General features: G+C 69.7%; 9 protein-coding genes. 3 read left to right on the forward strand and 6 right to left on the reverse strand.

Annotated elements, in window-relative coordinates:
• Positions 1–6: 6 nt before the first annotated feature.
• Genes cydD through AC1DB8_RS08180 form a run of 3 tightly spaced genes read right to left on the reverse strand, consistent with a single transcriptional unit; the run spans position 7 to position 6,212 of the window.
• On the reverse strand, positions 7–3,522 hold the full coding sequence (gene cydD, locus AC1DB8_RS08170) for a thiol reductant ABC exporter subunit CydD (protein WP_476892730.1): 3,516 nt from the start codon (positions 3,520–3,522) through the stop codon (positions 7–9).
• Positions 3,523–3,528: 6 nt separating this feature from the next.
• Positions 3,529–4,578, reverse strand: a complete 1,050-nt coding sequence (gene cydB, locus AC1DB8_RS08175) for a cytochrome d ubiquinol oxidase subunit II (protein ID WP_441418840.1) — start codon at positions 4,576–4,578, stop codon at positions 3,529–3,531.
• A gap of 35 nt (positions 4,579–4,613) precedes the next feature.
• Positions 4,614–6,212 carry a cytochrome ubiquinol oxidase subunit I gene (locus tag AC1DB8_RS08180; RefSeq protein WP_476892731.1) on the reverse strand — a complete coding sequence of 533 codons (1,599 nt, stop codon included), beginning with the start codon at positions 6,210–6,212 and terminating at the stop codon, positions 4,614–4,616.
• A gap of 311 nt (positions 6,213–6,523) precedes the next feature.
• On the opposite strand from AC1DB8_RS08180, the gene AC1DB8_RS08185 reads away from it, so the two are divergent.
• The gene (locus tag AC1DB8_RS08185) at positions 6,524–6,910 is read left to right on the forward strand and encodes a BlaI/MecI/CopY family transcriptional regulator (RefSeq protein WP_441418842.1); all 387 of its coding nucleotides are present in this window, start codon (positions 6,524–6,526) and stop codon (positions 6,908–6,910) included.
• Positions 6,911–6,915: 5 nt separating this feature from the next.
• Positions 6,916–7,920, forward strand: a complete 1,005-nt coding sequence (locus AC1DB8_RS08190; protein WP_476892732.1) for a M56 family metallopeptidase — start codon at positions 6,916–6,918, stop codon at positions 7,918–7,920.
• A 55-nt stretch (positions 7,921–7,975) separates the two neighbouring features.
• On the opposite strand, the gene AC1DB8_RS08195 is transcribed toward AC1DB8_RS08190, so the two are convergent.
• The gene (locus AC1DB8_RS08195; RefSeq protein WP_476892733.1) at positions 7,976–10,084 is read right to left on the reverse strand and encodes a DNA gyrase/topoisomerase IV subunit B; all 2,109 of its coding nucleotides are present in this window, start codon (positions 10,082–10,084) and stop codon (positions 7,976–7,978) included.
• 226 nt (positions 10,085–10,310) lie between these two features.
• Here AC1DB8_RS08195 and AC1DB8_RS08200 point away from each other — a divergent pair, with 226 nt between their 5' ends.
• A complete protein-coding gene (locus AC1DB8_RS08200) occupies positions 10,311–10,532 on the forward strand; it encodes a DUF7455 domain-containing protein (RefSeq protein WP_476892734.1) in 222 nt (73 codons plus the stop codon).
• A 204-nt stretch (positions 10,533–10,736) separates the two neighbouring features.
• On the opposite strand, the gene AC1DB8_RS08205 is transcribed toward AC1DB8_RS08200, so the two are convergent.
• Together AC1DB8_RS08205 and AC1DB8_RS08210 are read right to left on the reverse strand one after the other, a co-directional pair.
• Positions 10,737–12,071, reverse strand: a complete 1,335-nt coding sequence (locus AC1DB8_RS08205; RefSeq protein ID WP_441418846.1) for an RNA polymerase sigma factor — start codon at positions 12,069–12,071, stop codon at positions 10,737–10,739.
• Between the two features lie 275 nt (positions 12,072–12,346).
• A complete protein-coding gene (locus AC1DB8_RS08210) occupies positions 12,347–13,714 on the reverse strand; it encodes a DUF4192 family protein (RefSeq protein ID WP_476892735.1) in 1,368 nt (455 codons plus the stop codon).
• Positions 13,715–13,756: the final 42 nt, after the last annotated feature.

Raw genomic sequence — 13,756 nt, forward strand, 5'->3', positions numbered from 1 at the left:
GCGACCCTACCCCCGCGCCAGCAGCCGCTCCGGCTGTGGCGACCCTGCCCGGTCCAGGTCCGGGTTCTGGTCCCGGTCCAGGTCCAGCCGGCTGTCCTCCGGGCTGATGTCCTCCGGGTTGTGCGTCACCAGGACGACCGTGCGGCCGGCCAGCCCGCGGCGCAGCTCGGCCAGCATTTCGCGGCCGGCTTCCGCGTCCAGGTGGGCCGTGGGTTCGTCGAGCAGAATCACATCGGCTCCGGTCAGCAGTGTGCGGGCCACCGCCAGGCGTTGGCGCTCGCCGCCGCTGAGGAACGCCCCACCGGGGCCGATGGGGGTGTCCAGGCCCCGGTCGAGCCGCTGCAGCAGCGGTTCCAGGCCGACGGCGGACAGCGCATCGGAAAGTTGCAGGTCGAGCCCGGTGGCCGCGCCTGTTGCTCCGTCCGTGGGACGATCGCCCTCGGGCAGCCCCAGCATCAGGTTGCCGCGGATGGTCGAGTCGAAGAGGTGCGCCTCCTGCGGGCACCAGGCCGCGCGTCCGGTCAGGAAGAGCTGGCCGTCCGCGGGCGGGAGGAAGCCGAGCATGACGGCCAGCAGGGTGGACTTTCCGGAACCGGAGGCGCCGGTCACGGCGAGCCAGCGGCCCGGTTCGGCGCTGGCGGTCAGCCCGGTGAAGACCGCCGTGCCGCCCGGCCACGCCGCCGCCAGGTGATCGAGTTCCACGCCGGGAAGTCCGCCGGGCCGCGCCGGTACCGGCACTGGTCCGCCGGATTCTTCGGGCAGCTCCGCAGCCAGGACACCGGAGCCGCCGATGCGCCGCAGCACCGAGCGCAGCGCCGGATACTGCCGCACCGCCGTCGTGATCGCCGAATACGGTTCCACGAGGGCCAGCTGCAGCAGCACGACGACGGCGACGGTCGCCGGCTCGGCGGCGCCGCTGAGGGCAAGCGGGGCGGCCAGCACCGCGCTGGCCAGCGCGGCGGCCCCGCAGGCCAGCACCGTCAGCGCCTGCCCGAGCCCCTCGGCCAGGGCCGAACGCTGCGACGCGGTAGTCGCCTCCCGGTCGGCACGGTGGATATCGGCAAGGACCGGGGCGCCCACACCGTTGGCATGGAGTTCGGCGCGGGCATCCAGCGCCGCGGCAACCCGCCGCAGCACCCCGGACCGCAGCTGCTGCTCGGTTCCGGCGGACATCCGGTCCGCGAGCAGTGCCAAGGCCGGCGAGGCCGCGAGACTGACGACGGCGGCGGCAACCACCGCCGGGAGCGCTGCCGGGAGCAGCAGCCCGACGCTCGTGACCGCGGCCGCGCCCACGGCCACGGCGGTCAGCGGCGGCAGCACGACGCGCGGCAGCAGCTCGCGGACGGTGTCGACGTCGTCCACCACGGCCCCCAGGACGTTGCCGCCCTGCAGAAGTCGCCGCAGCGACAGCGCCCGCCGGCTCAGAGACTCCCACAGCCGGCCGCGGAGCCGCGTCAGCGCCCTGAAGATCGCGTCGTGCAGGAGCAGCCGTTCGGTGTACCGCAGGGCGGCTCGGCCGACGCCGAAGAAGCGCACCCCCACGATTGCGGTGAGCAGGTACAGGATGGGCGGCTGCTCGCTGGCGCGGATGATGAGCCAGCCGGAGAGCCCGGACAGGGCGACGGCGAACAGCGCGGCCAGGACCCCGACCGCGCCGGCGGCGGCAAACTTCCCGGCCACCGGCGCAAGCAGCCGGCGCAGCTGGGCGGCAGCAGTTCCAAAGCGCGCAGCTCCGGCGGCCGACGTTGCGGCCTCGGCAGGAGTGCCGGCGTCGCCGGGATTGCCGGCGTCGAAGGCGGCCGCGTCGGCTAATGCCGGCGGGAGGTCTTGCCCGTCCGGGGCGCGGTCTCGGCTGGCCAAGGGCGGCGCCACGGCCGCGGCGACGGTCCCGGTGCCGCCGGCAGGTCCCCCAACGCCCACCAGCCGGTCCGCGAGTTCGCGGGTCTGCCGGTCGTGGGCGACCAGCAGCACCGTGGCCTTCCCGCGCAGTCCGGAAATGGTGCGGCTGACCGCATCGGCGGACGCCCGGTCCAGGTGCGCGGTGGGCTCGTCCAGCAGCAGCACCGTGGCGCCGGCCGCGATCCGGGCCAGCCCGCGGGCCACGGCCACCCGGCGCAACTCCCCCGGGCTGAGCTCGGCGGGATGCTTCGCGGCGAGGTGTTCCGCGGCGCAGGCGGCGAGGCAGCGCCTGGCTTCGGCAATGTCCTCGGTGCTGGGCTGCGCCGGGGACCGGTCCGGGCCGGCACCGAGGTATAGCAGGACCTCCGCAAGGACTGTGGGTTCCACCATCACGGGGTGCTGCGGCACCCAGGCGAGGTCCGCCGTCGCGAACCCCTCCAGCCGTCCGGTGACCTCAGTCCCGGTGCCGGAGCCGATGATGCCGGCCAGGACTCCCAAGACGGTGCTCTTTCCGGCGCCGCTGCGGCCGTCCAGGGCCGTGATCCCGCCGGGGGCGGCGGTGAAGCTCAGCGGTCCGACGGCGGCCTCCGCGCGGCCGGCGTAGCGCACGGTCAGCCCGCGGACCGTGACGGCCGGCGGAACGGGAGCGACGCCGTCCCGGCGGACCGCGGCGGGGACGAGCGGTGCGGCCTGGACGGCGTCGAGGACCTCCGTGGTGTCGGCGAGCGCGGCGCGTCCTTCGTCGCTGGCGTGGTGGGCGGTGCCGAGTTCGCGCAGCGGAAGGTAGCAGTCGGGGGCCAGGATCAGGGCCAGCAGCCCGGCCTCGAGCGCCATGTCCCCGTGCACCAGCCGGACACCGATGAAAACGGCCACCACGGCCACGGAGATCGTGGCGATGAGCTCCAGCGCCAAGGCGGAGAGGAAGGCGGTGCGCAGGGTCCCCATGGTCTTGGATCGGTAGTCCTCCGAGATGTCCTCGAGGGCCTTGCGCTGGGCGGCCGCGCGGCCCAGGCCCACCAGCACGGGCAGGCCCTTGGCGAGCTCCAGCATGTGCCCGGAGAGCCGGGACAGGGCCGACTGCGCTTCCCGGACCCGGTCCTCGGTGTAGCGGCCGATCAGGATCATGAACAGCGGCACGAGCGGGACGGTCAGGACGATCACCACGGCGCTGATCCAGTCCGCGAAGAGGATCCGCGCCCCGAGCAGCAGCGGGATGGCGGCGCAGTTCACCAGGGCGGGCAGGAACTGGGTGTAGTAGTTATCCAGGGCATCCAGTCCCCGCGTCGCCAGGATCGCGAGTCCGCCGTCGGCCGGACCGGCGGTGCGGGTCCCGGTGCTCAAGGCCCGTTCCAGCAACCGTGAGCGCAGTTCCTCCTTGACGCCCAGCGCGGAGCGGCGGGCTGCCACCGCCTGGGCCCACACGGTGAGCGAGCGCAGCACCACCCCGGCCATTCCCCAGCCGAGCTGTTCCGACCAAGCGGGGTTGTGCGCCATCAGGCCGGCCAGCATGCCGGCGACCGCCTGGCCCATCAGCACCAGCGACAGCGCTTTGAGGGCAGCCAGCAACCCGAGCAGGTAGAGCGCGGAGCGGGTGGCGGGGCCCGCGGGGAACTGCGGTCTCATCGGCGGCTAGTCCTTCGGCGCCAGGGCCTTGGCGGCAATCGCGGGCAGGAAACTGTGCGCTTCCGGGATGTGGGCGGCGCTCACCCGGCGCCGGAACACCCAGTAGGTCCAGGCCTGGTAGGCGAGGACGAGCGGCAGCCCGATGCAGGCCACGATGGTCATCAGGCCCAGGGTGTAGTCCGAGGAGGAGGCGTTGGCGACCGTCAGGCTGAAGTCCGGGTTGAGGGTCGAGGGCAGCACCACCGGGAAGGCAGCGCCGAAAATCGAGGCGCTGCCGAGCAGCAGGAAGACGCCCAGCGACAGGAAGGCCCTGCCTTCGGCGCCGCCACGGGCGAAGTTCCAGGCCAGGGCGGCCGCCACGACGGCGGCGACGACGGCGGCCACGGTCCAGGCCTTGCCGCTTTGGAACTGCAGCACGATCGCCCAGCCGGCGATCGGCAGGAGCAGCACCGGCAGCAGCCGGACGAACCATTGCCGTGCGCGGTGCCGGACGTCGCCGTCGGTCTTCAACGCCAGGAACGCCAGCGCGTGCAGCAGGGAGAAGCCGACGACGGCGAGTCCGCCCAGCACGGCGTAAGCGCTGAACCAGGCGAACGGGCCGCCCTCGCGGTCACCGTTGGCGTTCAGCGGCAGTCCCGTGGTGGTCAGCGCCAGAGCCGCGCCGACCCCGAAGGCGGCGACCAGGGAGCCCAGCGCGATGGCCCAGTCCCAGCGGGCACGCCACTGCGGGGTGTCCACCTTGCCGCGGTATTCGAAGGCCACGGCGCGGAAGATCAGCGCTACCAGGACCAGCAGCAGCGGCAGGTAAAGGGCGGAGAAGAGGGAGGCGTACCAGAGCGGAAAGGCCGCGAAGGTGGCGCCGCCGGCGGTGAGCAGCCACACCTCGTTGCCGTCCCAGACCGGGCCGATGGTGTTGAGCAGCACCCGGCGTTCGGTGTTGTTCCGGGCGAAGCCCTTCATGAGCATGCCGACTCCGAGGTCGAAGCCCTCCAGGAATAGATAGCCCGTCCACAGCAGCGCGATGGCAATGAACCAGATGGTGGGTAGCAGTTCCATGCTGAATTTCCTCTGCTTCTTGTTCGGGGGGGGCGTTAGTAGGCGAAGGCCAGGACGTCGTCGGCCCCGGGTTTGCCGGGCGTGCCGCCGGGCGGGGTCTGGTCCTCGTTTTCGTCCGCCGGGGCGTGGGCCAGCTCGGGCATCGCGGAGACCACACCGCCGCGGATGTACTTCACCAGTAGCTTCACCTCCACCACCAGCAGCACCGCGTACACGGCCGTCAGCACCACCAGGGAGGTCAGCAGCTCGCCGGCGGAGACGCCCGGGGACACCGCCGCGGCGGTGAACATAAATACCTGGTCGATCCCGCTGAGATCCGGGTTGGGGGCAACCACGAAGGGCTGGCGGCCCATTTCGGTGAAGATCCAGCCGGCGGCGTTGGCGCCGAAGGGGGCCAGGATGCCGAACACGGCGAGCCGCATCAGGCCGCGGGAGGCCGGGACGGTGCCCTTGCGGGTGATCCAGAGTGCCACGAGGGCTGCGAGGGCTGCGACGCCGCCGAAGCCGATCATCATCCGGAACCCCCAGTAGGTGACTTCCATGACCGGGACGTACTGGATTTCCTGGCCGGCGCGGTCACCGTAGATCGGGTTGTCCGGCAGGTGTGTGCCGTAGTCGGCCTTGTACTGCTCCAGCAGGCTGTTGACGCCCTTCACCTCGGTGGTGAAGTCGCCCTTGGCCAGGAAGGACAGGATGCCGGGGACCTCGATCACGGCGACGACGTCGTCGCAGTTCTTGGAGCCGACGTTGCCGACGCTCAGGATGGAGAAGCCGGTGCCGTCGTGGCAGGCCGCCTCGGCAGCGGCCATCTTCATGGGCTGCTGCTCAAACATGAGCTTGCCCTGCAGGTCGCCCGTGATGGCGGTGCCCGCGAAGGAGATCATCGCGACGACGGCGCCGATCCGCAGCGAGCGGATCCAGACGGCGTGGTCCGCGCGGTCCCGGCCCGGGATCTCCGACTCCCCGGGGATCACCTTGCCGTCGGCTCCCACGGTGTCGATGCCGTCGTGGCGGCGGCGCCACAGGTGGTACCACGCGATGCCGAGGAGGAAGGCCCCGGCGACGGCGAGGGCGCCGAAAAGGGTGTGCGGCACGGCCACGAGCGCCGTGTTGTTGGTGAAGACGGCCCAGGCGTCGGTCATTACCGGACGCCCGTCAATCATCTCGACGCCCACCGGGTGCTGCATCCAGCTGTTGGCCACAATGATGAAGTAGGCGGAGAAGACCGAGCCGATGACGGCGATCCAGAGGCAGGCCAGGTGGACGCCGCGCTTGAGCTGCTTCCAGCCGAAGATCCAGAGGCCCAGGAAAGTGGATTCCACGAAGAAGGCCAGCAGCGCCTCCATGGCGAGCGGCGCCCCGAAGACGTCCCCGACGAAGCGGCTGTACTCGCTCCACGCCATGCCGAACTGGAACTCCTGCACGATGCCGGTGGCCACGCCCATGATGAAGTTGATCAGGAAGAGTTTGCCCCAGAACTTGGTCATCCGGAGGTACTCGGGCCGGCCGGTGCGGTACCAGAGGGTCTGGATCACCGCCACTACCAGCCCCAGGCCGATCGTGAGCGGCACCATCATGAAGTGGTAGACGGTGGTGATGCCGAATTGCCAGCGTGCGATTTCCAAGGCGTCCAAGGCAGTCCCTTTGGCTAGGTTCCCGAGAGATTTCTACGTTGTGTAGAACTGATACTTCTACAGAGTGTAGAACAAGTTCACACCCTCCCGCACCCCAGCGTGGCACGGCGTGCCCTGCCCCGCAATGGATCGGCGCGGGCAGCCGGCGCCGGGCCGCCCCGCCCCGGCGCCGCAGGCGACACGCCGCGGCGGCCCTGTTCTACCTCATGTAGAAACTGGGCGGAAAACGCGGTAAATTTAAAGCTGAAGTATCCGGCAAACCACCCGGGCGGGACCACCGCCCAAGGCGGCACTCAAGAAGGACGTACGGAATGGCAAGTCTCGGCGAACTGGAACGGGCAGTGATGGACCTGCTCTGGGCAGGCCAGGAGGCTGCGACCGCGAACACCCTGCGGGACCTGCTCGCGCAGAGCACGCAGGCGGCGGGCGGCTCTGCCGGTCACGAGGGCAAGGACCTGGCCGTCACCACCGTGTTGACCGTCCTGTCCCGGCTTGAGCGGAAGGGCCTGGTGGAGCGGGAACGCGGCACCCGACCGCACCGTTACCAGGCAGTCTCCAGCCGCGCGGACCACACCGCGGAACTGATGCATGAGGTGCTCGGCTCCGCCCCCGACCGGGAGGCCGTGCTGGCCCGCTTCATTGGTTCCGTGTCCGCGACCGAAGCTGAAACGCTGCGCAAACTGCTGGACCACAGCTAACACCGGTGTTCTGGACCTCATACTTTCTGGCGGTCCTGGCGATAGTTCTGGCGTGGCCGGTACCTATCCTGCTTTCGCGTGCCCAATGGCCGGCCCGCTCCCCTTTTACGGCCATGCTGCTCTGGCAGGCAATCGCCCTCGCCGGCGGCCTGTCGATGATCGGGGCCATGCTTGTCTACGGCCTGGAGCCGGTCGGGGACAACCTGCTGGCCGGCCTCCGCTCGCTGGCCGGCATGGTCCTGCGCAACGAGCCGACCACGGCGCTGGGCTTCTGGCACATCTTCGCCCTCTCGGCCGCGGCCCTGTTGAGCGCCCACCTGGTCTTCACCCTGCTGCTCACCTATTACAAGATCCAGCGCCAGCGGCGGCGGCACCGCGAGCTGCTCGCGCTGCTCGCCTCCCCCTCGGCCGACGGCGCCCGGACCATGGTGATCAGCCATGACTCCCCCGTGGCCTACTGCCTGCCGGGCGGCGCCCGCTCCGTCACGGTGCTCTCCGATGGACTGATGGCGGCACTGGAGCCGGACGAACTGCGTGCGGTCCTGATCCACGAGAACGCCCACCTGAGCCAACGACACCATCTGCTGCTGTGGGCGTTCGCGGCCTGGCGGCAGGCGCTGCCCTGGCTGCCGACCACCCGGCTCGCGCAGGAGGCCGTCAACTCGCTGATCGAGATGCTCGCCGACGACGTTGCCCTGAAGACCGAAAGCAAGGCCACCCTGATCAAGGCGATCGCGATCGTGGCGAGCGGTTCCGCCGGCCCTGGCGCTGCGACGGCGGCGCCGGCGGCCCGGATGGCGTTCGGCGACGCCGGCACCGAGGCCGACGCCGGCCAGCCCGGAGCCACCGGAGGTGCCGGTTCGGCGGTGACCACGGCCTCGCGGGTCAGCCGGCTGCTCTCCCCGCAGCCGCCGCTGCCGGAGGTCCTTCGCTACGCCGTGCTGGGCGCCTGCCTGCTGCTGCTGGCGGTGCCCACGGCGCTGCTGATCGTGCCGGGCCTGCTCGGCTGAACCGGATTCTCTGGCGGCGCGGGGTTGCCCGGCGCGCGGGACGGGCTGTGCCCGCTCAGGCGTCGATGCGTTCGCGGTCCAGGCTCGCCGCCCCGGCGATGATGAAGTCCTTGCGCGGCGCCACGTCCGAGCCCATCAGCAGGTCGAAGGTCTCCTCGGCCTGCTTCGCGTTTTCGATCCCGACCTTGCGCAGGGTGCGGTGCCGCGGGTCCATCGTGGTCTCCGCGAGCTGCTCGGCGTCCATTTCTCCCAGGCCCTTGTAGCGCTGGATCGGTTCCTTGTAGCGCTTGCCTTCCTTGGCCAGGCGGGCGAGCAGCGCGTGCAGCTCCGCCTCCGAGTACGTGTAGATCATCTCGTTGGCCTTCTGGCCGGCGTTGATGACTTCCACCCGGTGCAGCGGCGGGACAGCGGCGAAGACGCGGCCTTCATCGATCATCGGGCGCATGTAGCGGAAGAACAGCGTCAGCAGCAGGGTCCGGATGTGGGCGCCGTCGACGTCGGCATCGGTCATCAGGATGACCTTGCCGTAACGCGCGGCGCCGATATCGAAGCTGCGGCCGGAACCGGCGCCGACGACCTGGATCAGGGCTGCGCATTCGGCGTTGGAGAGCATGTCCCCCACCGAGGCCTTCTGCACGTTCAGGATCTTGCCGCGGATCGGCAGCAGCGCCTGGAAGTCCGAGGAACGCGCCAGCTTGGCGGTGCCAAGGGCGGAGTCACCTTCGACGATGAACAGTTCGGAGCGTCCGACGTCGTCCGTCCGGCAGTCCGCCAGCTTGGTGGGCATCGAGGAGGTCTCCAGCGCGTTCTTGCGCCGCTGCGTCTCCTTGTGGACGCGGGCAGAGATGCGCGACTTCATCTCGCTGACGACCTTTTCCAGCAGCAGCGCCGACTGGGCCTTGTCGTTGCGGTTGGACGAGGTGAGCTTGGCGTTGATCTCCTGCTCCACCACCTTGGCCACGATGGCGCGGACCGCCGAGGTGCCGAGGATCTCCTTGGTCTGGCCCTCGAACTGAGGCTCGGCGAGGCGGACCGTCAGCACGGCCGTGAGCCCGGCGAAGATGTCGTCCTTTTCGATCTTGTCGTTGCCGGCCTTGAGCTTGCGGGCATTGCTTTCCACGGCCTTGCGGAACGTCTTGAGCAGGGCCTGTTCGAAGCCGGACTGGTGCGTTCCGCCCTTGGGGGTGGAGATGATGTTCACGAAGCTGCGCACGGTGCTGTCGTAGCCGATGCCCCAGCGCAGGGCGACGTCAACCTCACAGTCGCGCTCCACTTCGGCGAGCTGGCTGTGGCCGCGCTCGTCCAAGACGGGGACTGTTTCCTTGAACTTGCCGGCGCCGTGCAGGCGCCAGACGTCGGTGACGGCCGGATCCGCGGCGAGGAACTCGACGAACTCGGAGAGGCCGCCGTCGTGGTGGAAGATCTCCTCGTGCGGGCCGAACTCCCCGGGGGTGCCGGCGACCTTGCGTTCGTCCCGGACGGTGAGCTTCAGCCCGGGCACCAGGAAGGACGTTTGCCGGGCGCGGGCGGCGAGCTCGTCGTAGGAGAACTTCGCGTCCGGGGTGAAGATCTGGCGGTCGGCCCAGTAGCGGATCCGGGTGCCGGTGACACCGCGTTTGGCCTTGCCAACGACGTCGAGCACGGAGCCATCGACGAAGGGCTCGAACACGGCGGCCGGATCCGGCTTGGTGCCCGGGTCCTTGAACCGGCCTGGCTCGCCGCGGCGGAAGGACATCTTGTAGGTCTTGCCGCCGCGGTCCACTTCGACGTCCAGGCGGGAGGACAGGGCGTTCACGACCGAGGCGCCGACGCCGTGCAGGCCGCCTGAGGCCGTGTAGGAACCGCCGCCGAACTTGCCACCGGCGTGCAGCTTGGTGAAGACCACCTCGACGCCGGTGAGCCCGGTCTTGGGCTCGACGTCGATCGGGATGCCGCGGCCGTCGTCATGGATCTCCACCGAGTTGTCGGCGTGCAGGATGATCTTGATGTCGTGGCCGAAGCCGGCGAGGGCTTCGTCGACGGAGTTGTCAATGATCTCCCAGAGGCAGTGCATGAGACCGCGGGAGTCCGTGGAGCCGATGTACATACCCGGGCGCTTGCGGACGGCCTCGAGGCCTTCCAGCACGGACAGATGCCGGGCGGTGTAGTCAGAACTTGGTGCCACGGGTCGGAAACTCCTTCAGGGATGGAACGCAGAGACGCTCTTCCTAGGTTAGTCGGCCCGGCGCCGGACTCAGGGTTGCCACTCCCCGAAGAGACAACACGGCCGTCAAGATCCTGCCGCTGTTACTGAGCCGTGATACGCGGACAGCGAAAGTGCCCCATCCTTGCCATGGAACGGCAGCGAATGCTGGTTATATAGATGTATCGATCTACCAAGGAGGCCGAACATGACAACAGCAGTAGCGGACCGCACACTCACCACCGTTGACCGGTGTGACCGTTGCGGAGCTCAGGCATACGTCCGGGTTGTTCTCGGCGCCTCCGGCGGTGAACTGCTCTTCTGCGGTCACCACGCCCGTGCCGTGGAAGTGAACCTTCGTCCGCTCAGCTCCGACTGGCACGACGAGACGGGCCGCCTCCACGAGAAGGCACCGGTTCCGGTCGACTAGACGTCCCACAGTGATCCCGATTGGGATCCGCCCGAAGGACCCCTCCCACGCGGAGGGGTCCTTCTGCTTTAACTTCCTGGACTGGGACAACGGCCCAAGCCGCTGTTTAAGCAGGAAACGCGGGGCCACGTCCCGCCCGTGATTCGTAGATCACGGGCGGGACGTGGCCCCGCGTTGCCGGAACCGGCGTTTGCTCCGAGCCGCTTAGTCCAGATAGTCGCGCAGGACCTGCGAGCGGGAGGGATGGCGCAGCTTGGACATCGTCTTCGATTCGATCTGGCGGATGCGTTCGCGCGTCACGCCGTAGACCTTTCCGATTTCGTCTAAAGTCTTCGGCTGTCCGTCGGTCAGCCCGAAGCGCATCGCCACGACCCCGGCCTCACGCTCGGAGAGGGTATCCAGAACCGAGTGCAGCTGTTCCTGCAGCAGGGTGAAGCTGACGGCGTCGGCCGGAACCACGGCTTCGGAGTCCTCGATCAGGTCGCCGAATTCGGAGTCGCCGTCCTCGCCAAGCGGGGTGTGCAGCGAGATCGGTTCGCGGCCGTACTTCTGGACTTCGACGACCTTTTCGGGGGTCATGTCCAGCTCGAGGGCCAGCTCTTCCGGGGTGGGTTCGCGGCCGAGGTCCTGCAGCATCTGGCGCTGGACGCGGGCCAGCTTGTTGATGACTTCCACCATGTGCACCGGAATACGGATGGTGCGGGCCTGGTCGGCCATGGCGCGGGTGATCGCCTGGCGGATCCACCAGGTGGCGTAGGTGGAGAACTTGAAGCCCTTGGTGTAGTCGAACTTCTCGACCGCACGGATCAGGCCCAGGTTTCCTTCCTGGATCAGGTCCAGGAACAGCATGCCGCGGCCGGTGTAGCGCTTAGCCAGCGAGACCACGAGGCGGAGGTTGGCCTCCAACAGGTGGTTCTTGGCGCGCTTGCCGTCGTGGATCACGTACTCGAGCTCGCGCTTGAGCTTGGGGTCCATGGAGCCGTCGTCCGCCGCGATCTTCTCCTCGGCGAACAGCCCGGCCTCGATCCGCAGGGCCAGGTCGACTTCCTGCTCGGCGTTCAGCAGGGCAACCTTGCCGATCTGCTTCAGGTAGTCCTTAACGGGGTCGGCGGTGGCGCCCGCTGACATGACCTGCTGCACGGGGGCGTCATCGTCGTCGGCGTCGGAGTAGACGAAGCCTGAGCCGGTGGCGGCTACCGCTGCCTTGCCGGCTACCTCTTCGCCGTCTTCACCGAGCTCGACGGCATCCGGGGTCACTTCATCCAGGTCCTCTTCGACCTCGACGTCGTCGGAGTCCTCGTCCCGGGACTTACTGGCGGCTTCGGCCGCGGCTTTGGCGCCGGGCTTGGGCCCGCGCTTCTTGGGCTCAGGCTTGGCGACAGCCGAGGCGGTGTCATCACCCGCTGCGGAGGCGGCGTCTTTTGCGGCCTTGTTGGCTGCACGCGTGGCGGCACGCTTTGCGTTTGCCGCCGCCTTCTTCTCCTCGGGGGACAATACGGCCTGGTCGGCGGGTTCCTTCTTCGCGGAAGACGGGGTCACAGAAAACCTTTCTAGCGGCGGTCTGTGGAATCACCATACGGGCAACACCACTATGACCCTGTCAAGTCCGTGTTTCACATCAGGCGCAATCACGTCCAGCAGAGCCACTTAGTAGAACTGCCGGGGCGACCGTAATGTTCCCTGTTTCCAAGGTTCGCTACACGCACTCGATACACGGACCCAACCGGGTCTCGCCAACCATTGTCTCACGATTTTCCGGAACGGGACCTCGGAGCGCACGCGTCGACACAATGTTGCGGCCCGGGCGCCGAGGCTCAGGCCGCATCCGGATCGAACTTCTGCCAGGCCGCCTCCCGCCGGCGGGCCCAGCCGCACAGCGTGCCGCGGCGGCCCAGCTCGGCCAGCAGCTCCGCCAGCCGGTAGCCCGGCTGCTCCGCTCCGGCCGCGGTGAAGAGCGCATCGGCGAACGATCCCCGGCCCCGGCACCATTCGATCCAGCCCCGCGCTGTAAGGGCCGCAGCCCGCGCTTCGCCGCCGCCGCAGTTGCCGAGCTGACGGAGGACCCGGTCGAGTTCGGCCAGCCGGCCCCAGTCGGGCGCCGGCGGCGCGAGGCCAAGGAGGACGTCCCCGTAGCCCGGGGTCTCGGCGGCTGCTGCCCCGGCCGGACCGGCTTCCTCTGGATTCCCGGCACTCTCCGCAACCGGGAGGCCGTCGAGCCCGGGCAGCGCGGCCGGGTTGCCCGGGCCGCCGTCGAACATGCCGAACTCCTCGGCACCGGCCTCGGCGGCGTCGCGCCCGGCGGCGGCCATGACGAGGACCGCGTCGCGCCACGCCGCGACGCGCAGCGAGGCGCGCAGGCAGCCGGCGAGCCCGGCCGGCAGGACGGCCTCGCGGGCCTTGGCCGCCCTTGCTGACTGGCTACCGCCGGCGTCGAACACGCGCTGCCACACGTCCAGCACTGCACCGAACTGCGCCCGGTCCCGCCACCGGCCCGAGAACTCCCGCGCCCAGCCCTCCTCGGCTTCCAGCACGGCCGGTTCGCCCAGCTCGGGCAGCGCGGCGGGCGCGGACCTCCCCGGGGCCGCGCCGACGCTGCTGCCGCGGAAGACCAGCTCCGCATTGAGCCGGCTGTTCCGGATCTCCTCGATCGGCCGGCCGGGCGGGGCGCAGCACGAGGGGTCTGCGCAGAAGGCGTTGCGCCAGTACCGCTCCCCGACCAGCCACGCGTCGCGCACCGGCAGCCCGGCTCTGCCGAGGGTGCGCTCCAGTTCGCGCAGCAGCCGGGCCAGCACGGCGGGATCCAAGGCAAGATCCGGGGCGGGATCAACAGCGGGATCCGCACCGGGCTCCCCCGCAGCGCTGTCGGTCGCATCGTCGGTCGCATCGTCGACTGGATCGCCGGCCTCGGCGTCCGCCGGCGCGCCGGTGAAAAAGGCAAGCAGCGTGCCGTCGGCCGCGTCGTCGGACTCCAGGTAGTCCCGGACGGTCCGGGCGAAGGCCGCCAGCCCGGGGCCGCGGCAGCGCGAAGCGTCCGGGAGGTCGACTCGCAGCGTCGCCCCAAGCCGTTTTCCCTGCATGGTCATGGCAACGAGGCTGTTGGCTGGCCAGTAGCCCAGCGAATGCGGAATGAACCCGAGGATGTCCTCGGGGCCGGTGATTTTCAGGTGGTCGGGAGCTGTCATAAGTCCAGCTTCGCCCGCGCCCGCGGCGGGCGTCAGCCGGGG

The sequence above is a fragment of the Arthrobacter sp. 10N410 genome (genome assembly GCF_056394945.1).